The organism is Streptomyces sp. NPDC018045, assembly GCF_044327445.1.
Taxonomy (GTDB): Bacteria; Actinomycetota; Actinomycetes; order Streptomycetales; family Streptomycetaceae; genus Streptomyces.
The window spans coordinates 858,565-879,277 of record NZ_JBIRFL010000002.1 but is presented as its reverse complement, the minus strand read 5'-3'; the positions used below and the strand labels follow the sequence as shown (position 1 = coordinate 879,277).

19 protein-coding genes are annotated in these 20,713 nt (G+C 71.9%); 2 read left to right on the top strand and 17 right to left on the bottom strand.

Annotated features, from left to right (window positions below; all coding sequences use genetic code 11):
- From ACH4EB_RS07595 to ACH4EB_RS07525, 15 genes are all read right to left on the bottom strand, one after another.
- Positions 1–365, bottom strand: a 365-nt coding sequence (locus tag ACH4EB_RS07595; RefSeq protein ID WP_398346407.1) for a flavodoxin-dependent (E)-4-hydroxy-3-methylbut-2-enyl-diphosphate synthase, incomplete at its 3' end; no start/stop codon positions are given.
- A 4-nt stretch (positions 366–369) separates the two neighbouring features.
- Positions 370–1,392: an adenosyl-hopene transferase HpnH gene (gene hpnH, locus ACH4EB_RS07590; RefSeq protein ID WP_398346405.1), complete on the bottom strand. Its 1,023-nt coding sequence runs from the start codon at positions 1,390–1,392 to the stop codon at positions 370–372.
- Positions 1,393–1,397: 5 nt separating this feature from the next.
- The gene (locus ACH4EB_RS07585; protein ID WP_398346404.1) at positions 1,398–2,087 is read right to left on the bottom strand and encodes a 1-hydroxy-2-methyl-2-butenyl 4-diphosphate reductase; all 690 of its coding nucleotides are present in this window, start codon (positions 2,085–2,087) and stop codon (positions 1,398–1,400) included.
- Positions 2,087–4,102, bottom strand: a complete 2,016-nt coding sequence (gene shc / locus ACH4EB_RS07580) for a squalene--hopene cyclase (RefSeq protein WP_398346403.1) — start codon at positions 4,100–4,102, stop codon at positions 2,087–2,089. The genes ACH4EB_RS07585 and shc overlap by 1 nt, the downstream gene beginning before the upstream one ends.
- A gap of 127 nt (positions 4,103–4,229) precedes the next feature.
- Complete coding sequence (locus ACH4EB_RS07575) at positions 4,230–5,351, bottom strand: polyprenyl synthetase family protein (RefSeq protein ID WP_398346401.1); 1,122 nt, start codon at positions 5,349–5,351, stop codon at positions 4,230–4,232.
- The gene (hpnE, locus tag ACH4EB_RS07570) at positions 5,348–6,829 is read right to left on the bottom strand and encodes a hydroxysqualene dehydroxylase HpnE (protein WP_398346462.1); all 1,482 of its coding nucleotides are present in this window, start codon (positions 6,827–6,829) and stop codon (positions 5,348–5,350) included. The genes ACH4EB_RS07575 and hpnE overlap by 4 nt, the downstream gene beginning before the upstream one ends.
- A gap of 133 nt (positions 6,830–6,962) precedes the next feature.
- Positions 6,963–7,940, bottom strand: coding sequence for a presqualene diphosphate synthase HpnD (gene hpnD / locus ACH4EB_RS07565; RefSeq protein WP_398346400.1), 978 nt, complete (start codon positions 7,938–7,940; stop codon positions 6,963–6,965).
- Complete coding sequence (hpnC, locus tag ACH4EB_RS07560) at positions 7,937–8,881, bottom strand: squalene synthase HpnC (RefSeq protein ID WP_398346399.1); 945 nt, start codon at positions 8,879–8,881, stop codon at positions 7,937–7,939. Before hpnC ends, hpnD begins: the two co-directional genes overlap by 4 nt.
- 424 nt (positions 8,882–9,305) lie before the next feature.
- On the bottom strand, positions 9,306–10,103 hold the full coding sequence (locus ACH4EB_RS07555) for an ABC transporter ATP-binding protein (protein ID WP_398346398.1): 798 nt from the start codon (positions 10,101–10,103) through the stop codon (positions 9,306–9,308).
- Entirely contained in the window at positions 10,096–11,025 is a 930-nt protein-coding gene (locus ACH4EB_RS07550) for an ABC transporter permease (RefSeq protein WP_398346397.1), read from the bottom strand. The genes ACH4EB_RS07555 and ACH4EB_RS07550 overlap by 8 nt, the downstream gene beginning before the upstream one ends.
- A 78-nt stretch (positions 11,026–11,103) precedes the next feature.
- Complete coding sequence (locus ACH4EB_RS07545; protein WP_398346460.1) at positions 11,104–11,976, bottom strand: glycosyltransferase family 2 protein; 873 nt, start codon at positions 11,974–11,976, stop codon at positions 11,104–11,106.
- Between the two features lie 23 nt (positions 11,977–11,999).
- The gene (locus tag ACH4EB_RS07540) at positions 12,000–12,779 is read right to left on the bottom strand and encodes a CDP-alcohol phosphatidyltransferase family protein (protein ID WP_398346396.1); all 780 of its coding nucleotides are present in this window, start codon (positions 12,777–12,779) and stop codon (positions 12,000–12,002) included.
- The gene (locus ACH4EB_RS07535) at positions 12,757–13,818 is read right to left on the bottom strand and encodes an iron-containing alcohol dehydrogenase family protein (RefSeq protein ID WP_398346395.1); all 1,062 of its coding nucleotides are present in this window, start codon (positions 13,816–13,818) and stop codon (positions 12,757–12,759) included. Before ACH4EB_RS07535 ends, ACH4EB_RS07540 begins: the two co-directional genes overlap by 23 nt.
- Entirely contained in the window at positions 13,806–14,555 is a 750-nt protein-coding gene (locus ACH4EB_RS07530; RefSeq protein WP_398346394.1) for a sugar phosphate nucleotidyltransferase, read from the bottom strand. The genes ACH4EB_RS07535 and ACH4EB_RS07530 overlap by 13 nt, the downstream gene beginning before the upstream one ends.
- The gene (locus ACH4EB_RS07525; protein WP_398346459.1) at positions 14,552–16,345 is read right to left on the bottom strand and encodes a DUF5941 domain-containing protein; all 1,794 of its coding nucleotides are present in this window, start codon (positions 16,343–16,345) and stop codon (positions 14,552–14,554) included. Before ACH4EB_RS07525 ends, ACH4EB_RS07530 begins: the two co-directional genes overlap by 4 nt.
- Positions 16,346–17,692: 1,347 nt before the next feature.
- Here ACH4EB_RS07525 and ACH4EB_RS07520 point away from each other — a divergent pair.
- Positions 17,693–18,643 carry a cation diffusion facilitator family transporter gene (locus tag ACH4EB_RS07520; protein WP_398346393.1) on the top strand — a complete coding sequence of 317 codons (951 nt, stop codon included), beginning with the start codon at positions 17,693–17,695 and terminating at the stop codon, positions 18,641–18,643.
- Positions 18,644–18,699: 56 nt separating this feature from the next.
- On the top strand, positions 18,700–19,311 hold the full coding sequence (gene idi, locus ACH4EB_RS07515; RefSeq protein WP_398346392.1) for an isopentenyl-diphosphate Delta-isomerase: 612 nt from the start codon (positions 18,700–18,702) through the stop codon (positions 19,309–19,311).
- Here idi and ACH4EB_RS07510 read toward each other — a convergent pair.
- On the bottom strand, positions 19,286–19,792 hold the full coding sequence (locus ACH4EB_RS07510) for an ATP-binding protein (protein ID WP_398346391.1): 507 nt from the start codon (positions 19,790–19,792) through the stop codon (positions 19,286–19,288). The genes idi and ACH4EB_RS07510 overlap by 26 nt on opposite strands.
- Positions 19,793–19,923: 131 nt before the next feature.
- Positions 19,924–20,613, bottom strand: coding sequence for an HdeD family acid-resistance protein (locus ACH4EB_RS07505; protein ID WP_398346389.1), 690 nt, complete (start codon positions 20,611–20,613; stop codon positions 19,924–19,926).
- Positions 20,614–20,713 lie beyond the last annotated feature (100 nt).

The window sequence follows — 20,713 nt, the reverse complement described above, 5'->3', positions numbered from 1 at the left end:
GCATCGATCGCCGCGAACACGTACTTCGGCTGGAAATGAATGTCCGCGATCACCGGGATCTGCGACTTCCGCGCGATCACCGGCAGCGCGTCGGCATCATCCTGCGTCGGACACGCAACCCGCACGATCTGACACCCCGAAGCCGTCAGCTCCGCGATCTGCTGAAGCGTCGCCCCGATATCGGACGTCCGCGTGGTCGTCATCGACTGCACCGAGACGGGGGCGCCGCCGCCCACGGCGACCGGACCGACCTGGATGCGGCGCGAGACGCGCCGCTCCGCGAGCGGCCGGGCCGGCACCTCGGGCAGGCCCAGGGCGACGGCGGTCCCGGAGGGGCTGCCTCCGGGAGGCTCTCCACTCCCCATCACGTCACCCGCGGTTTCCCGCGACGGTCTCCCGGGCGGCGCGCAGGGACTCCTTGAGGGAGCCCATCGTGGCGAGGACGGCGGTGGGCTCGTAGCCGCAGTGCGCCATGCAGTTGGCGCAGCGCGGGTCCTTGCCGCGGCCGTACTTGTCCCAGTCGGTCTCCTCGATCAACTGCCGGTACGTGGGGACGTACCCGTCGCTCATCAGATAGCAGGGGCGCTGCCAGCCGAACAGCGAGTAGTTGGGGATCGCCCAGGCCGTGCAGGGGAAGTCCGCCTTGCCCTCCAGGAAGTCCAGGAACAGCGGGCTGTGGTTGAGCCGCCAGCGGCGCCGGTTGCCGCCGGCGAAGGCCTTCTTGAACAGTTCCCTGGTCTGCTCGACACCGAGGAAGTGCTCCTGGTCGGGGGCCTTCTCGTAGGCGTAGGCGGGCGACAGCATCATCTCGTCGACCTGGAGGTCGTCGTTGAGGAAGTTGAGCACCTCGATGATGGTCTGCGGGGTGTCGGTGTTGAAGAAGGTGGAGTTGGTGGTGACCCGGAAGCCGCGTCGCTTGGCCTCCTTGATCGCCTCCACCGCCTCGTCGAAGACGCCCTCCTTGGCCACCGATTCGTCGTGCCGCTCGCGCATCCCGTCGATGTGCACGGCGAAGGCGAAATACCGCGAGGGGGTGAACTTGTCCATCTTCTTGCGCAGCAGCATGGCGTTGGTGCACAGGAAGACGTACTTGCGCCGGGCGACCAACTGCCGCACGATCTCGTCGATCTGCGGGTGCATCAGGGGCTCGCCGCCCGCGATGGAGACCATCGGCGCGCCGGACTCCAGCACCGCGCCGACCGCCTGCGCGACCGGCATCCGCTGTTTGAGCACCCCGGCCGGGTGCTGGATCTTTCCGCAGCCCTCGCACTTGAGGTTGCACGCGAAGAGGGGTTCCAGTTCCACGATGAGCGGGAATTTCTCCCGCTTGCGCACTTTCTGTTCAAAGAGATACGTACCGACCCGGATGGACTGACGGAGCGGCATGGCCATCTGGCTCACCTCCTGGGGAGCAGCAAGGAACGGTGCCATTCAAAAAAGACAGGAAGGATGGAGCGCAGCACACGAAAGGCCGACATTCCACCGCGTAAAGTGCTGATTCGGACAAGTTCATGATCTGGAGCGTCCACGATCACCCGGACGGCCGCAACGGGACGCGCGCCGTCCCGCGTCGCGGCCGCGAGCGTCGCGGCGGACTCCATGTCCACCGCGACGGCGCCCGCGGCCCGCAGCCCGGCCCGCTCCGCGCCGCGTACGACGTGGTCGGAGCCGCGCAGCAGCCCGGTGTGCACGGTCACGCCGCGCTCCTTCAGCGCCCGCAGCAGCGGGCCGTTGTCGGAGCAGGCCACGTCCGGCGCGCCGGGCAGATGGCCGCGGGCCGCCTCGGCGACGACGACGTCCCCCGGCCGCATCCCGGGCACCAGGCCGGCGCAGAAGCCGGTGGCGACGACCGGCGCCCGCTCGGTGACGGAGCCGTCGCGCAGCGCGTGCGTGACGGCGTCCGACGCCGCCCGCGGGCCCATGCCCGTGCGGAGCGTCACGACGGGCGCGCTCGCGCCGCTACGGTCGCCGCCGCGCAGCGCGAGCCGCTCGATGCCGAGCGCGCAGGCGACCAGCAGCGGCGGCGGCCCCGGCGGCCGGGCCCGCCGGCCGTCCCGGGCCGCGTCCGCGCCGCGCGACGTGGGCATCAGGCCCCCTGGGACGCGCCGGCCGGTCCGCCGTTGACGTAACGGCCGAGGGCCGTCAGCGGGAAGACCTGCCGGTACAGGTGGTAGTTGATCGAGAAGTCCCAGGGGAAGCCCGTACCCGTGAAGTACGGCTCGTCCCAGGACCCGTCGGCGCGCTGCGTCGCGGCCAGCCAGCGCACCCCGCGCTCGACCGCCACGCTGTCCCGCTCGCCCGCGGCGAGCAGCGCCATCAGCGCCCACGCGGTCTGCGAGGCGGTCGACTCGCCGCGGCCGGCCCACGCCTTGTCCCGGTAGGAGCGCTGGTCCTCGCCCCAGCCGCCGTCCTCGTTCTGGACGCGCTCCAGCCAGCGCACGGCGCGGCGGACCGCGGGGTGCGAGGCGGGAATGCCGGCGGCGGCCAGGGCCGGGAGCACCGAGCCGGTGCCGTAGATGTAGTTGGTGCCCCAGCGCCCGAACCACGAGCCGTCCGGTTCCTGTTCGGCCAGCAGCCAGCGGATGCCGCGCCGTACCCGCGCGTCGTGCGTCATGCCGAGGTCGGCGGCCATCTCCACGACGTGTGCGGTGACGTCGGCCGACGGCGGGTCGATGACCTCGCCGAAGTCGCAGAACGGCAGCCGGTTGGGGAACGGACTGGTGTTGTCGGCGTCGAAGGCGCCCCAGGCCCCGTTCTTGGACTGCATGCCGAGGTTCCAGCGCACCGCGCGCTGTACGGCGGCGTCGACGCGCTCCGGGTCCGGGTACTGGATGCGGCGCAGCGCGAGGACGACCTCGGCGGTGTCGTCGATGTCCGGGTAGTTGTCGTTCTCGAACTCGAACGCCCAGCCGCCGGACGGCAGGTGCGGCCGGCGGACGCTCCAGTCGCCCGGCTTCCTGATCTGCTCGGCGAGCATCCACTCGGCGGCCTTGACCAACTGCGGGTGGTCGGCGGGCAGACCGGCGTCGGCGAGCGCGATGGCGGCGAGGCAGGTGTCCCAGACCGGGGACTGGCAGGCTTCGATCATGCGAACGGGGGCGCCGTCCGCGTCCTCGCGCCATACGGCGAAGCGGTCCAGCGACCGCAGGCCCTCGCGCAGCACCGGATGCCGGAGGTCGTACCCCAGCAGGTGCAGCGCGATGATCGAGTAGACGGCCGGCGGCTGGATGCCGCCCCAGCAGCCGTCGTTCTCCTGGCGTTCGATGATCCAGCTCGCCGCGGCCTTCATCGCCGAGCGGCGCAGCCTCCGCACGGCCACCTTGCGGTAGCCGTGCAGGCCCTTGTCCAGCCGCTGGAAGAGGCCGTCCCAACTGGCGACGGGGGCGAGCGGGCGCGGCGGGTTCGGGCGGGCCGGGTCGGTGTGCAGCTCGTCCAGGGCGAACGGCGCGGGCCGTACCGGGCGTACGGCCGAGACGATCGTCAGTGCCACGATCGTCTGCCGGGCCCAGCACCCGAAGTCGTAGATGTTGAGCGGGAACCACTTCGGGAAGTAGATCAGCTCGGGCGGCAGCTCCGGCAGGTCCGCCCACTTCCACCAGCCGAACAGCGCCAGCCAGATGCGGGTGAAGACGCGGGAGGCGGCGATGCCGCCGTGCTCGCGGATCCAGGCGGCGGCCCGGGCCATGTGGGCGGCGTCCGGCGCGTCGCCGGCCAGCCGCAGGGCGACATACGCCTCGATGGTGGCGGACAGTTCGCCGGGGCCGCCGTGGAAGGTGGCCCAGGTGCCGTCCGCGCGCTGCTCACCGCGGATGTGGCGGGCGGCGGCCTCGGTGGTGCGCCGGTCGCCGATTCCCAGGAACTGCCGCAGCAGCAGGTCCTCGGCGTCCATGGTGACGTTCGTCTCCAGGTCGCCCTTCCACCAGCCCGCGTCGTCCTGCGCGGACAGCAGATGGTCGGTGGCACGGGCCGCGGCACGGGCGGCGACGGCTGCCGTGTCCGTGGGGGCGGCCGGGTCGTTCCCGGTGTTCTCGGCGGTGGTGTCGCCGGCCGAGGCGGCACGGGGCGGCAGCGCCCCGGTGCTTCCGTCGGTCGTCGCTGTCATGGTTTCCCCTTCTGCAGTGAACTCGGTGAAGCGTGCTCAGGGATTCCGTCGGCCGGCGCCCGGCCCCCTGCCGGAGGGCGGGGGAGGCACCGGCCGGCGACTGCGATCTAGATCGGTTCGATAGTGATCATCTCTCTCGTACGACGACGAAGTCCGCGAGCGCGACGAGCTGGGCGCGGACCTGTTCGGGCATGTCCACCTCGTCCAGTGCGGCGATGGCGGTGGTGTGCTGGCGGCGGGCCTCCTGGGAGGTCCACTCGCGGCCGCCGGCCTCCTCGATGAGGGCCGCGCGGGAGGCGAACTCCTCCTCGGTGAAGTCGGCGATCTCGTTCTCGCTCTTCTTCGCGTCCGCCGCGAGGATGCGGGCCAGCCGCTCGGACGCGGGGTTGTCGGCCGCCAGGGCGGCGACCACCGGCAGCGACTTCTTGCGCTGCCGCAGGTCGCTCCAGGTCTGCTTGCCGGTGGCGTCCGGGTCGCCCCAGATGCCGAGCAGGTCGTCGACGGCCTGGAAGGCGAGGCCGAGGTGGTAGCCGTACCGCTCCAGGGTGTCGGCGGTACGGTCGTCGGCGCCGCCGAGGACGGCGCCGATGGAGACGGCGCAGGCGAGCAGCGCGCCCGTCTTGTTGCCCTCCATCTCCAGGCACTCCTCGACGGTGACCCGCTCGCGGTGCTCGTAGGAGATGTCCTGGGCCTGGCCGTCGATGAGCTTGCGGGTGGCCACGGTGAGCCGGCGGGTGGCCCGGCCGGCCTCGACGGTGCCCAGCTCCAGCAGTATTTCGTTGGCGAGGGCGAACAGCGCGTCACCGACGAGAATGGCCTGGGCCGGGCCGTGCACCTTCCACACCGTGTCGCGGTGGCGGCGCTGCTCGTCGCCGTCCATCAGGTCGTCGTGCAGCAGCGAGAAGTTGTGGACCAGTTCCACGGCGACGGCGCCGGGCACGCCGACCTCCGGCGGCTGCCCCGCGGCCTGCGCCGACAGCAGCGCGAGCGCGGGGCGTACGGCCTTGCCGCCGTCCCCGGACGCGGGCCGTCCCGCGGCGTCGATCCAGCCGAAGTGGTACGCGGCGACGGTGTCCATGGGAGGCGCGAGCCGGTCCACGGCGGCACGCAGCACAGGAGTGGCGAGCTGCCGCCCGCGCTCCAGCAGCGCGGTGACGCTCTCGGTGTCGATAGCTGGGGAAGCCGGATTCACGGTTTCTCCTCTGTTTCCGGTGCTCGTGCTCGTGCGAGCGCTCGTACTCGTGGTCATGCCACCTCCTGGGGCAACTGGCCCTGGGGGAAGCCGAGTTCGGTGAGTGCCTCGCGAACGGCGCCGAGGCCGCTGCGAACAGCGCTTTCCATGGTCGCGGGCCACCCGGTGGCGGTCCACGCACCGGCCAGGTACAGGCCGGGGGTCCTGGTGCGGGCGCCGGGCCGCAGCCGGCCGACGCCCGGTGTGGGGGCGAACGTCGCGGTGCGTTCGCGGGTGACGAAGAAGTCGCGTACGCCGGCGCCGCGCGCGGCGGGCAACAGCCGCGCCAGCTCCGGCAGATAGCGCTCGCGCAGCTCGGCCACCGGCCGGTCGATCTCGTCCTGCGCGGCGGACTGCGACACGGCCAGGTACTGGCTGCGGGCGCCGCCGGGCAGCGCGGCGAGCCCGGAGGCCTCCGTACGGTCGAAGACCCACTGCACGGGCGAGCCGAGCGCCGCGAAGAACGTCCCCCGCGACGGACCCGACGGCCCGGGGGGCGGCCCCGGCCTCAGCACCGGGCGGTCGTAGACGACATGCAGGTTGAGGATCGGCGCGGTGCCGATGTCCAGCAGCCGGTCCTGGCCGTCGAGGCTGCCTTCGGGCAGCAGGCCGTGCGCCTCACGCTGCGGCAGGGCCAGCACGACCGTTTTGGCATCCAGCCGCTCGCGGCCGTGCGGCCCGTTCTCCACCGTCACCCGCCAGGTGCCGTCCTCGGCCCGGGCCAGGGCGCTCGCGCGGGTGCGCAGCGCGACGCGGACCCCCGCCTTCTCCAGGGCCTCGCGGGCGAGGGTGTCGTGCACCTCGCCGAGCGGCACCCGGCACCAGCCGATGTCGGCGGCGCCGTTGTCGGAGAGCAGGCCGGTCTTGAAGACCTTGGCGGCCAGACCGAGCGACGCGTCACCGGCGCGCGCGTTGAGCGTCGCGACGCCGACCAGGTCCCACAGCGCCTCGACGGCGCGCGGCGACTGGCCGTGCCGGGCCAGCCACGAGGCGAAGTCGATCCCGTCCAGCGCGGGGTCCTCGGGGTCGAGCCTGCGCAGGGCCAGCGCCGCGCGGCCCACGTTCGCCCGCTCGGCGAGCGACAGGTGCGGGTAGGTGGCCAGGCTCTTCGCCAGGTGCAGCGGTACGGGCAGGGCCGTACGCCGCAGCCGTCCCAGCCGCAGCCCCTCGGCGTCCAGCACCGGGACGTCCATCCGGTCCTGGACGGGCGCCAGCCGGCGGCCCCCCACCCGGTCGAGGAACCAGCCGTACGCGGTGCAGCAGCGCAGGTAGACGTGCTGTCCGTTGTCGACGGTCAGCTCCCCCACCGCGGACTCGCGACGGAAGGAGAAGACCAGGCCGCCCAGCCGGGGCCGGCCCTCGACGAGGGTGACGCGCAGCCCCGCGTCGGCCAGCGCCAGCGCTGCCGTGATGCCGGCGAGACCGCCCCCAATGACCACCGCAGCCGCCCCATCGGGACGGCCTGCCTCATGTGTGTCGTGCGGGTCGGGCCCCATCGGTTCCGATGTCATTCGCCCTCCCTGATTGCTGTCGTCAGGGACGCAGCGGCCCGGCGGAGGGTTGCCCGCCGCCGGGACCGCCGCAGCGGCCCTGAGCTGGGCTCGTCGGCCTCGCCCGCCTCCTGGCCCGTCATCCGCGCCTCCTCACGGGCGGCCGGCCCGCCGCCCGGGCCGCCTGGCGGCGGCCGATCGCCCGCGCGTCGAATCCCGACAGGCCGCGTACGGCCACGAACGCCTTCTCCCGGCCGGGCAGCGAGACCCGGCCGCGCAGCACGGCCTCCGGGTCCGCCGCGATCCGGGAGAGGAGGCGGTGGTAGATGCCGGCCATGGCGGCGACACAGGCACCGCTGCGCCGGTCGAGCATCGGCAGCAGCCGGAAGCCTTGGTCGAACAGGGCGCGGGCGCGCCTGACTTCGAAGTGGACGAGTCCGGTGAAGTCCGCGCCGGGCGGTGGGACCGGACTGTGGAAGCCCACCGAGCAGCCGAACTTGGCGAGGTCGTCGGAAGGGAGATACGTACGGCCGTTTCCCGCGTCCTCGCGAACGTCTCTCAGGATATTGGTCAGTTGCAGGGCCAGCCCGAGCGTATCGGCGTACTCGGCGGCGCGCGCCGTGTCCGGCGCGCCGGGTACCGTGCCGAACACTCCCAGTGAGAGCCGTCCGATCGCCCCCGCGACGCAGCGGCAGTAGACCTTCAGGTCGTCCCAGGTCTCGTACGTCTCGCCGCGGACGTCCATCAGGACGCCGTCGATCAGCTCGTCGAGCCCGCCGAGCGGGATCGGGAAGCGCCGGGCGGCGTCGGCCAGCGCGACCGCCACGGGGTCGGTGTCGCCCTCGTCGACCGCGCCGTCCTTGATGCGGCCGAGCAGGGTCCGGGTCTCTTCCAGCCGCTGCTGCTTGGCGGCGTTCCCCAGCGGGCCGTCGCCGATGTCGTCGACCCGGCGCGAGAAGGCGTAGAGCGCCGACATGGCCTGCCGCTTGTCGGCCGGCAACAGCCGGATGCCGTAGGCGAAGTTACGTGCCTGCTGCCCGGTCACGGCCTCGCAGTAGCGGTACGCAGCGAGCACCGGCGCGGACGCGTGTGCGATGTCCTCCACGGTCCGACTCACCCCTCTCTTCGCAATGTCGCCCCCACCTCGCGCAGCAGGCTGAGCTTGGTCGGCTTGGGCGGTCCAGGGAGTACGTCGTGGTCGGCGGCCGCGACCGCCTGAAGTGCGGCGCGTCCGCCGGCGACGAAGCCGGCGAGCAGCAGTTTGAGCCTGCCGTGGACGCTACCCACCAGCGGGGTGCCTTCATTCAGCAGTTCGCGGGCGCGTTCCGCCTCGTACGCGATCAGCGCGCGCACCGGCGCGCCCCCGGTCGGCGCGGCGAGGTCCGCCTCGGTGACACCAAAGCGTTTCATGTCCTCGCCGGGGAGGTAGACACGGTCCCGGCGCAGGTCCTCGGCGACGTCCTGGAGGTGCTCGACGATCTGCAGCGCGGTGCAGACCGCGTCCGAGCGCCGGACGCGCTCCGGGCCGGCGGTGCCGGTGATGCCCAGGACGAGCCGGCCGACGGGGTTGGCGGACAGCTCGCAGTAGGCGAGCAGGTCGCCGTAGGCCGGATAGCGGCGGACCCGCTGGTCCTGCCGGTTGGCCTCGATCAGGCCGAGGAAGGGTTCGGGGGTCAGGCCGCAGTGGCGCACGGTGGGGCCGAGGCGGCGCATCAGGGGGTGCAGCGGGCCGGGCGCCCGGTCGCTGAAGACGCGGTACAGATCCGCCTCCAGCGCGTCGAGCAGGGCGATGGGGTCGTCCGCGGCCGCCTCGGGGTCCAGGCCGAGGCGGGCGGCGTCGCCGCCGCCCGGTGCCAGGTCGCCGTCGCCGATGTCGTCCACGAGCCGGGCGAAGCCGTAGACCGCCATCAGGTCCCGGCGCCAGGCGCGGGGCAGGAAGAACGGCGCCACCGGGAAGTTCTCGTGCGCGGCCTGGTCCAGGACGGTGCGCGAATGCGCGTCGCCCCGGTCGCCGCCCGGCGTCCGGGGCCGGACCAGGACGTCGCGTGCCCGTGCCATCCCTCGGCTCACCGGAGGCTGCCCGGCGCGTTTCGGAGCCGGAGAGTTCCAGTAGCCATTGCCGTCACGCCTCCCGTTCTACACCGCCAAGCCAAAGCATCCCATTTCGGACACGCCGCATGACGCGACCCGCTCGAACGGACTCCCGGTCGCCAGGACGGGTACGCATTGCCCGACTTGTGCCACTTGTGCTGTTCAGTACCCGTACAGCTTACGCCGTACATCTCCCCGGCGTCCGAGGGGGTACCGAACCGCGAAGCAACGATCCGGTCAACATCCAACCGCCGCGAACTGTTCCCGTATCCGGCCGAGTTGACCATCTGTTGACGATCCACGGACCGGCACCCGGCCCGCCGCGGCCGGCCCGCGACGGCCAACGGCCCCCGCGAGCCGGACTCGCGGGGGCCGTACGGCGCACTGCGGGCTACTTGCCCGACTCCTTCTCGTACGCCTTGATCACTTCGTCGGTCGGGCCGTCCATCAGCAGCTCGCCCTTTTCCAGCCACAGCACCCGGTCGCAGGTGTCCCTGATCGACTTGTTGTTGTGGCTGACCAGGAAGACCGTGCCGGCCTCCTTGCGCAGCTCGCGGATGCGGGCCTCGGAACGCTTCTGGAACGCCCGGTCACCCGTCGCCAGCGCCTCGTCGATCATCAGGACGTCGTGGTCCTTGGCCGCCGCGATGGAAAAGCGCAGGCGCGCCCCCATGCCGGAGGAGTACGTGCGCATCGGCAGCGAGATGAAGTCGCCCTTCTCGTTGATGCCGGAGAAGTCGACGATGCTCTGGTAGCGCTCGCGCACCTGCTCGCGGGACATGCCCATCGCCAGGCCGCCGAGGATGACGTTCCGCTCGCCGGTCAGGTCGTTCATCAGGGCCGCGTTCACGCCCAGCAGCGACGGCTGGCCGTGCGAGTAGACCCGGCCGCGCTCCGCGGGCAGCAGGCCGGCGACCGCCTTGAGCAGCGTCGACTTGCCGGAGCCGTTCGAGCCGATCAGACCGATCGACTCGCCGCGGTACGCGGTGAAACTGACGCCCTTGACCGCGTGCACCTCGCGCACGCCGCCGGAGGGCTTGCGGCGGACGATGCGGTTCAGCGCCGCGGTGGCGCTGCCCTTGCCCGCTCCGGTCCCGTAGACGCGGTAGACGATGTGCAGGTCGTCCGCGATCACGGTGGGAACGCGGGTTCCGTCCGCCGTCTGCACGGCGTCCTCTTGCTCAGCCACGGCCGTAGCGCTCCTCAGCCTTCCAGAAGTACACGAAGCCGGCGATGCCCATCACCAGCGCCCAGCCCACGGCCAGCGGCCACACGTGCGGGGGCAGCTTGTCCGACGTGAAGCTGTCGATCAGCGCGAAGCGCATCAGGTCGATGTAGACCACGGCCGGGTTGCAGTCCAGCAGGACGTGCACGAAGGCCGGGACCGCCTTCTCCTTGAGGATCACGTCGATGCTGAACATCACGCCGGACGCGTACATCCACGTCCGCATGATGAAGGGCATGAGCTGCGCGAGGTCGGGGGTCTTGCTGCCCAGGCGGGCCATGACCATCGCGAGCCCGGTGTTGAAGAAGAACTGCAGCACCAGCGCCGGGATCGCCAGCAGCCAGGACCAGGCGGGCACCTGCCCGTAGCCCAGCAGGATGAGGACCAGCACGCCCATCGAGAACAGCAACTGCTGGAGCTGCATCAGGCAGAACGAGATGGGCAGGCAGGCGCGCGGGAAGTGCAGCGCGCGCACCAGACCCAGATTGCCGGAGATCGCGCGGGTGCCGGCCATCACCGAGCTCTGCGTGAAGGTGAAGATGAAGACGCCGGTGACCAGGAAGGGCACATAGTCCGGCACGCCGCGGCTGGTGCCGATCAGCAGGCCGAAGATGAGGTAGTAGACGAGCGCGTTCAGCAGGGGCGTCACCACCTGCCACACCTGGCCCAGCTTCGCCTGGCTGTACTGCGCGGTCAGCTTCGCGCTGGAGAAGGCGGAGATGAAGTGCCGCCGGTCCCAGAGCTGCCGCACGTACTCCGGCAGGCTGGGCCGCGCCCCGCTCTGCGTCAGCCCGTACTTGCGGGCCAGCTCGGCGCGGGACAGCCCGTCGTCGGATGTTGGCGGGGCACTCATGGCGACCGCACTGTCGTGCGTAGTCTCGCTCACTGTTGACACTTTCGTCCTCAAGGTGCGCTGCCGGGGCCGTGCCCCGGTTCGCGCCTGATGCTCTCAGATACGAGCTTGTCAGATGACGGGAGGGCGGCCCAGCCGGGTCAGGCGCCACACGGTACGCCACTTCATGGGACGCCTGGGACCACAGGACGTGGACCAGCCCTCCCTGAAGCCGCCCAGCCAGGCGCGCAGCGCGGGCCGCGAGGGCCGCCGGGCCAGGGTGAGCAGGAACCAGACACCGAGATAGACCGGAACCAGCGGAGCCGGAAGGTTACGGCGGGCCAGCCAGACCCGGTTGCGGGCCACCATGCGGTGGTAGACCGCGTGCCGGCTGGGGGCGTGCGTGGGGTGCAGCAGCACCATGTCCGACCGGTAGTCGATCATCCAGCCCGCGTCCAGGGCCCGCCAGGCCAGGTCGGTCTCCTCATGGGCGTAGAAGAAGTCGTCGGGCAGCCCGCCGACCTCCCCGAAAACCTTCGTACGGACCGCGTTGGCGCCGCCCAGGAAGGTGGTGACCCGGGAGGACCGCATCGGGTCGGAGGCCCGCAGCCGCGGCACGTGCCGGCGCTGGGTCTCCCCCGTGTCCGGATCCGCGATGCGGAAGCTGATGATGCCGAGCTTCCGGTCGCGGGCGAACGCCTCACGGCACAGGTCGGCCGTGTCCGCCCGGTCCAGCAGCCCGTCGTCGTCCAGGAACAGCAGCACGTCCACCTCGCTGCCGCCCGGCCCGAACGCCTCGATGCCGACGTTGCGCCCGGCGGGGATGCCGACGTTCTCCGACAGCTCCACGGTCCGTACGCCCTCGGGCAGCGCCGGCAGCGGCGAACCGTTGCCGACGACCACGACCTCGATGGGGTCGCCCTGCTGCTTGGCCACCGAGTCGAGCAGCGCGCGCAGCTCCTCGGGGCGGTTGCCCATGGTCAGGACGACGGCGCCGACCTTCATCTCGCGCATCTCGCGCGCCCCCGTCACTTGAGCCTGCTGGAGGCGAGGATGGACACCAGGTGGAGCAGCGTCTGGAGGAGCGCGATACCGGCCATCACCGCGACACCGAGCCGCGAGAAGAACAGGTCGCCCCGGGCCGAGTCCACGACCGCCAGCACCAGGATCACCAGCGACGCCTCGATCCCGAGGATCAGCCGGTGGAACTTGAGCGCCGCGGCGGCCTTGCGGGCCAGCGCCATGCCGGACGAGCGCGGCTCGGACGCCGCTTCCTTGACCGGCGGCAGTCCGCCCTGGTGACGGGCGACACCGACCAGGTCGGTCTCGGCCTTGATCAGGATCGCGCCGAGGGCGGCGAGGGTGCCGAGGAAGGCCCACAGCCAGTCGATCCGGCCGGAGCCCCACAGGTCGGCGGCGCGCAGGCCGAAGCCGACCAGTACGGCGGCGTCGGTGAGGTAGGCGCCGACCCGGTCCAGGTACACCCCGCCGAGCGAGAACTGCTTCTTCCAGCGGGCCACCTCGCCGTCGACACAGTCGAGCAGCAGGTAGAGCTGGACCATCAGCACCCCGAGCACGGCCCCCCAGATCCCCGGCACCAGCAGGGCAGGGGCCGCGAGGACACCGCAGAGGGTCATCACATAGGTGAGCTGATTCGGCGTGATCCTGGTGTTCACCAGGTACCGGTCGCAGCGCAGCGAGATCTCCCGCATGTACAGGCGACCGGCCCAGTGCTCACCGCTGCGCCGGTCCTTGACACCCGCGGGGTGCACGACCGGGCGGAGTTCAGCTACGGACGGCTTGTGCATAGTCGGCGTATGCGTCCCTGATCTGGTCGGTGGACAGGTCGAGGTGTTCGAGGATGGTGTAGCGGCCCGGGCGGGTCTGCGGCGCGTAGGCGACGGCCTCGACGAACTCCTCGTCGCTGAAACCGATCTCGCCGGGCGTCACCGGCAGGCCGTGCCGCCGGAGCACCTCGATCATCAGCCCGCAGGTCTCCTTGTCCCCGCGCAGGTGCGTGGCGAAGGCGGCGCCGAGGCCGCACTGCTCGCCGTGGCTCGCCGCCCGCTTGGGGTGGAGGATGTCGAAGGCGTGATTGATCTCATGGCAGGCGCCGGAGGCCGGGCGGCTGTCGCCGGCCACGGACATCGAGATGCCGGTGAGGACCAGGCCCTCGGCCAGCACCTGGAGGAAGCCGTCGTCGCCGACGCCGCCGGGGTGGCGCAGCACGGCCTCGCCGGCCTGGCGTGCCATGGCGGCGGCCAGCCCGTCGATGTCCTCGCCGGTCTCGCGGTGCGACAGCTCCCAGTCCGCGACGGCGGAGATGTTGGAGATCGCGTCGCCGATCCCGGACCGTACGAAGCGGACCGGGGCCTCGCGGATGACGTCGAGGTCGATCACCACGGCGATCGGGTTGGGCACGCCGTAGGAGCCGCGGCCCGCGTCGTTGTCGAGGGTGGCCACCGGTGAGCACAGGCCGTCGTGCGACAGGTTCGTCGCGACGGCGACCAGCGGCAGGCCGATCCGGGCCGCCGCGTACTTCGCACAGTCGATGATCTTGCCGCCGCCCAGGCCCACGACCGCGTCGTAGTGGCCCTTCTTCATGGCGTCGCCGAGCTTGATCGCGTCGTCCAGCGTGCCGCCGCCGACCTCGTACCAGTCGGCGCCGGGCAGCGCGGGGGCCAGCCGCTCCCGCAGCCGGGCGCCGGAGCCGCCGCTGATGGCGACGGCCAGCTTCCCGGACGCGGAGATACGCTGATCGGCCAGCAGGCCCGCCAGGTCGTCCAGTGCGCCGGCGCTGATGTCGACGACGACCGGGGACGGAATGAGGCGGGTCAGTACTGGCATGCGATTTCACGGCCCTTCGCGAGGTCGTCGTGGTTGTCGATCTCGACCCACTTGACCTCGCCGATCGGTGCCACGTCGACCTTGAAGCCGCGGTTGACGAGCTCCTGGTAGCCGTCCTCGTAGTACAGGTCGGGGTCGCGCTCGAAGGTGGTCTTCAGCGCGTCCGCGAGTTCCTCGGCGGCCGAACCCTCGATGAGGGTGACGCCGATGTACTCACCGGTGGCCTCGGCCGGGTCCATCAGCTTGGTGATCTTCTGGACGCCCTTGTCGGGGTCGACGACGACCTTCATCTCCTCGTCGGCGAGCTGCTTGACCGTGTCCAGCGCGAGGATGATCTTCCGGCCGTCGCCGCGGGCGGCGAGCAGTGTCTCCTCGACGGAGACCGGGTGCACGGTGTCGCCGTTGGCGAGGATCACGTCGTGCTTGATCGCGTCCCGGCCGCACCACAGGGAGTAGGCGTTGTTCCACTCCTCGGCCTTGTCGTTGTCGATGAGGGTGAGCTTGAGACCGTACTTGGCCTCCAGCGCCGCCTTGCGCTCGTACACGGCCTCCTTGCGGTAGCCGACGATGATCGCGACCTCGGTCAGACCGATCTCGGCGAAGTTGCCGAGGGTGAGGTCCAGGATGGTCGTGGACCCTTCTCCCGCGGGGTCCACCGGCACCAGCGCCTTGGGCAGGGTGTCGGTGTAGGGACGCAGACGCCGTCCGGCGCCGGCGGCCAGCACGAGGCCGATCATGCGGGTTCTCCTTCATCGTGTACGGCGGGTGCTTGGGAGGACACCCAGAAGCGGATGCTCTCCACGAGCACCAGCAGCGCCAGGACCAGTGCCAGGACCGTCAGCGCGATTGTGAAACCTGAGCCGTGCAGCACGGCCGCGAGCAGGACAACGAGCAGCGTGCGCCCTTCGTGCCCGCCGGCCGCCCGCACCAGCCAGCTCGGCGGGGCCCCCGTGCCGACGCGGATGCGGTAGACGGTGTCGTAGTGATGGTAGGCGACCGCCGCGACCAGGCCGAACGCCGCGGGCAGCGCCTGGTCCGCGCCGGAGCGGGCCGCCACTACCAGGATGGCGACGTACTCGCCCGCCCGGCACAGGGGCGGCACCAGCCAGTCGAGCGGGCCCTTGAGCGGGCGGGCGACGGCCTGACCGGAGAAGAGGGCGTAGATGACCGCGACGACCACGGTCGTCCACGTCACGGGCTCGTCCTGGAGGATTACCCAGGTCAGCAGGCAGGCGGCGCCGAGGAAGGCCATGACGGGGGCGGTGAAGGAGCCGCCGCTGCCGCCCCGGGTGAACAAGCCGGCGAGCGGCCCGGAGTCCGTGAGGTCGGCGAGTGCCGCCGCGGCCCGGTCGGTGCGGTGGGCGCGCCGCGTCAGCGAGCGCAGCACCCGGCCCGCCGTGGTGTAGCAGGCGGCCAGGGCGCAGCCGACGAGCAGCGCGTAGAAGACGATGCGCGGGGTGGCGCAGGCGGTCAGTACGGCGATCATGGCCCAGCGCTCGCCGATGGGCAGCACGATCATCCGGCGCACCCAGACCGTCCAGCCGACGCTGTCGAGCCGGTCGGACAGGGCCGCGGTGGGACTGGTGTTGCCGGTGGCGTCGTGGTTCGCCTCGTTGAAGGAGAAGTCGACGACATGGCGGCAGGTCTGGAGGACCATCGCACCCAGGGCCAGCGCCCAGACGTCGTCGCCGCCGCGCGCCGCGCCGAGCGCGAGGCCCGCGTAGTACGCGTACTCCTTCGCGCGGTCGAACGTCGCGTCCAGCCAGGCGCCCATCGTCGAGTACTGGAGCGAGTAGCGGGCGAGCTGCCCGTCGGTGCAGTCCAGGACGAAGGAGAAGATCAGGAGCAGGCCGGCGGCGATGAAGCCGCCGCGGCTGCCGGTGGCCGCACAGCCCGCCGCGATCACCGCGGTGAGCAGCGACGCCGTGGTGACCTGGTTGGGGGTCAGACCGCGGCGCGCGCACCAGCGGGCGAGGTAGCGGGAGTACGGGCTGATGCAGAAGGTGGTGAAGAACCCGTCGCGGGCCTTCACGGCGGTGCGCAGCCGTACGGCCTCGTCGTCGACGGCGGCGACGGCCTCCTCCGCCGTGGCGCGCTCGGCGGGCGTCAGCGGGACGGTGGCGACCAGGCTGCCCAGCTCGACGCGCTGCGGCGCGGCGTCCTCGGCCGCCATCGTCTCGGCCAGCGCGTCCGGGAGGACGTCCACGCGGTAGCGGGTGCCCGGCCCGGCGGGGACCGCGGTGGCGGCGCGCTGGAGCGCGGCGCGCGCCTCGGGCTGCGCGGTGACGGCGCCCGGTACGGCGGCGGCCGGGAAGCGCGGGTCGGTCAGCGCCAGCCGGAGGCTGTGCAGGTGGCCCACGAAGCGCGGGTCGACGACGGCGACGCGTTCATCGGCCGGGACCGCGGTGAGCGCGTCGGCCACGGCCGCGGCGCCGTCCGCCGTACGGACGTCGAAACCCAGCGAGCGCAGGGCGGCTTCGAGCGGCGACCCGGCGACCGGCGGACCGGTGAGGATGGCGGTCGACAGACGAACTCACTCCTTGGAAGCTGACGAGGCCGCGCCGGTCGGTCCGCATTCGATACGGGCTACCCGGGCAGCGGGCGTGGCACACCGGACCCCCGAGGGGTGGGTGGGCACGTCGGCAGAGGCTATCGGATCGCCCGATGCGGCCGTTCACCGCGCATTCACCGCACGATCGAGTGACCGCGGGCTGCGCCTGCCGCGATCATCATGGTGGATCAACACGCCCAGGACCAACTGACGCCCACCCACCGCGCCGGTTATGGCCCGGGTGGTCGGGTGTGGGCGGATTGCCGGGTGGGGGGTGTGGGGTGGGGGCGTGGTTGTTGTGTGAGGCGGTGGTTCGGGCTGGGCCGTGGTGGGTCGGGTTGGGCCGTGGTGGGTCGGGGGGGCGGGGGTGAGTTGGTGGCCGGTGGCCGGTGGCCGGTTGGTGACCGGGGCGGGCCGGCGGCTGGGGAAAGGCCGGTGGCCGGGACAGGCCGGGGGCCGGGGGCGGGCCGGCGACTGGGGAAGGGCCGGTGGCCGGGGGCGGGCCGGCGACTGGGGAAGGGCCGGCGGCCAGGAGCGGGCCGGCGGCCAATGGTGAGCCGGTGGCCGGTGGCAGCCCGGGCGGTTCGTATCGATCCGTATCGGTCCGTGGCGTCCCTACAGGTCGAATCGAACGGCGCGTTCCCCCACCGGGGGTCTACCCAGCGCGGGCTGGCCGGAAGCGCGAGCGGGGCGGGCGGCAAGCGCTGAGGGTGGGGGAAGCGGGTGGCGCGAGCGGGGCGGGCGGGTGGAAGGGCCGGGGCGGCCGGGATGCGGCTCGCCGTGCCCCTGGCGGCTGGTGTGCGGGGGCGCCCCTACAGGTCGAATCGAACGCCGGTTTTCCCCCACCGGGGGCTTACCCAGCGGGGGCGGACGGGAAGCGGAGCCAGGCGTGAAAGCAGAGGCGGACATGAAGCGGAGACGGACGTGAAACGGGGGCGGGCGTGAAGCAGGCGGGAGCGGGACGGGAGTAGACGAGAAACGGGCGGGACGCAGTAGCGGACGGAGCGTAAGGCGGGTACGGGCGGAGAGCGGAAGCGAACGAGAAGCACACGGGAACGAACGGGAAGCGAGCGCCAAGGAACAGCGATTCGGCAGTGCGCCGGGCGGCCGAAAAGTGCCCCGGCCCCGGGCTCGGGAGCGCTCCCGATTGAGAGGCGCCGGGTGGGCCCCGTCCCACCACCGCCACCGCATCCTCGCAGGTCAGACTATGACAACGGTGTTCAGCGCCGCGTTGCCACATACCCCCTCCCCGTAGTTCACTGCAAGGGCCGACGGCTGTGGCCGGGCGGCGTGGGTGCGGCGTTTCGGACGGAGGCGTACGGCATGGGTGCAGGACACAACCACGGATCCGGTGGGCCGACGGCGGGTGGTGCGGCGGGGGCCGGCACGGCGGCCGCCGCGTACCGCGGGCGGCTGCGGGGCGCGCTGGCGCTGACCTCGACCGTCATGGTCGCCGAGATCATCGGCAGTGTGGTCACCGGCTCGCTGGCGCTGCTCGCCGACGCGGGCCACATGGCCACGGACGTGGTGGGCCTGACGATGGCGCTGGTGGCGATCCGATTCGCGAACCGGCCGCCGTCGCCGCAGCGCACGTTCGGGCTCGCCCGCGCGGAGATCCTCGCGGCGGTGGCCAACGCTCTGCTGCTGTTCGGGGTCGGCGGGTACGTGCTGGTCACGGCGGTGCCGCGGTTCTTCGAGCCGGTCGGGATCGAGGGCGGTACGACCATGATCTTCGGCGCCGTCGGCCTGGCGGCGAATCTGGTGTCGCTGTTCCTGCTGATGCGCGGGCAGCGCGACAGCCTCAATGTGCGCGGCGCGTTCCTGGAGGTGATGGCGGACGCGCTGGGGTCGGTGGCGGTCGTCGTGGCGGCGCTGCTGGTCACCCTCACGGGCTGGTCGGCGGCCGACCCGATCGCGTCCATCGTGATCGGGCTGATGATCGTGCCGCGTACCTGGAAACTGTTCCGCGAGTCCCTGGACGTGCTGCTGGAGACCGCCCCCAAGGGAGTGGACATGACAGAGGTACGGGCGCACCTGCTGGCGCTGCCGGGTGTCGAGGACGTCCACGACCTGCACGCCTGGACCATCACGTCCGGGATGCCGGTGCTCTCGGCCCATGTGGTCGTCGGCGCGGAGGCACTCGACGCGGTGGGTCACGAGAAGATGCTGCACGCGCTGCGCGGCTGCCTGGCCGGGCACTTCGACGTCGGACACTGCACCTTCCAGCTCGAACCGGGCGGCCACGCGGCGCACGAGGCGAAGCTGTGCCCATGATGCGGGCGCGCCTAGGGCAGACTTGAGCGGCGAGGAGACCGACGACAAGGATGGGCATGCCGATCACACCTGCCAATGGACAGACCGCCGGGACCACGGCGGTGAACCCACCGGGCGGCACCGCCGAACCGATCTTGCTGGAGCTTGTCGACGAGAACGGCACGACGATCGGCACCGAGGAGAAGCTCGCCGCCCACCAGCCGCCCGGCCTGCTGCACCGGGCGTTCTCGGTCTTCCTCTTCGATGACAGAGGCCGGCTGCTGCTCCAGCGCCGGGCGCTGGGCAAGTACCACTCCCCCGGTGTCTGGTCCAACACCTGCTGCGGCCACCCGTACCCGGGCGAGACGCCGTTTGCCGCCGCGGCGCGGCGCACCGCCGAGGAGCTGGGTGTCGCCCCGGCGCTGCTCGGCGAGGCCGGTACGGTCCGCTACAACCATCCGGACCCGGAGTCCGGGCTGGTCGAGCAGGAGTACAACCACCTGTTCGTGGGGCTGGTGCAGGCCGCGCCGGACCCGGACCCGGAGGAGGTCGGCGAGATCGCGTTCGTGACGCCTCAGGAGCTGGCCGAGCGGCACGAGCGGGTGCCGTTCTCGGCGTGGTTCATGACCGTGCTGGACGCGGCCCGGCCCGCCGTACGGGAACTCACCGGGCCGGCGGCGGGCTGGTAGGTCCGCCGGCCGGCGGGGCGAGCGGCAGTTCGGCCCAGACCGCCTTACCGCCGCTCGCCGTGTGTTCGACGCCGCACTTGCCGCCCGCCTCGGCGGTGAGCATCTTGACCAGCCACAGGCCGCGCCCGCCGACGTCGCCCTCGTCCGCCTGGACGGCCTTGGGACGGTAGGGGTGGTCGTCCTCCACGGAGACGCGGACCCAGTTGGCACCGACCGTGACCTCGACGGTGATCTCCGGGGAGAGCAGCGCGGCGTGCTGCACGGCGTTGGTGACCAGTTCGGAGACGATCAGCAGCAGCGCGTCCAGGATCTCGCCGGCCGCGGGCACCTGCTGCCGGGCGAGCAGTTCCCGGACGGCGTGGCGAGCCTGGGGCACCGAAGACTCCAGTGCCGGTGCGGTGAAGCGCCAGACACCTTCGTACGCGCGCGTGGCGGTCAGCTCCTCGGGGGGTTCGGCCGGGGGGCCGGAAGGCGTCCTCACCCTCCGAGTGTTGGTGGTGAGCTGGTGCGGACCGAGCCGCTGAACACAAGTCAGCCTCTATCGACACCTTCTGACCGATTCCGCAACCGGTGATCAGCTCTGCGACTGGTCCTGACCCTTTTGTTTCCTGTTCAAGGATTGCCGGACGAGGCCGGTGGGTGCCCGGTGGCGTCCGGTGCGCCCGCACCCCGGCCGCCCCGGCCGGTATCCGGACCGCTCCCGCCCGCCACCATACCGACGATCCGCCGGCCCCCGACGCCCATCGCGATCAGACCCAGTCCGTCGAAGAGCAGCGCGAGGGAGAAGAAGCAGCCGATCACGTACCGGCTGCTGTGCGGCCAGTCGGCGAGCACCAGTACGCCCAGCAGGATGCCGAAGGCGCCCTGCACCAGCGTCCAGCCGAACTGCGGCCCCCGTACGACCACGCCGCCCGCCAGCCGGAAGACCCCGCCGGTGAGGAAGAGCAGCGCCGCGAACATCGTCAGGCCCGCCGCGGCGGCCTCCGGCTGGCGGATGACGACCACTCCCGCGGCGATGTTCAGGGCCGCCACGATCACCGCGAGCCAGAAGAAGCTGGAGCCGCGTGACTGGATCGCGTGCACCAGCCCGACCACGCCGCCGATCAACAGCAGCCAGCCGAAGAGCAGCATCGAGGTGAGCGTCGCGAAGCCGACGTAGGCGAGGCCCACCAGACCGGCGATCACCAGAATCGCCCCGAGGACCGCCAGCAGGCCGAAGCTGCGTTTCAGCTCGCCCGCAGCCTGGGTCCCCGACGGTGCCGTACCCGTCGAAGGCTTCGTGGATCTGCTTCTGCCGAGCATCACGGTCCTCCTCACGGACGCCTTTGTCCCGGTATACCTCTTTCGGGACCGGATGGCAGCGCACGCACGACAGCAGGCCCGGTGCTCACGAAGAGCACCG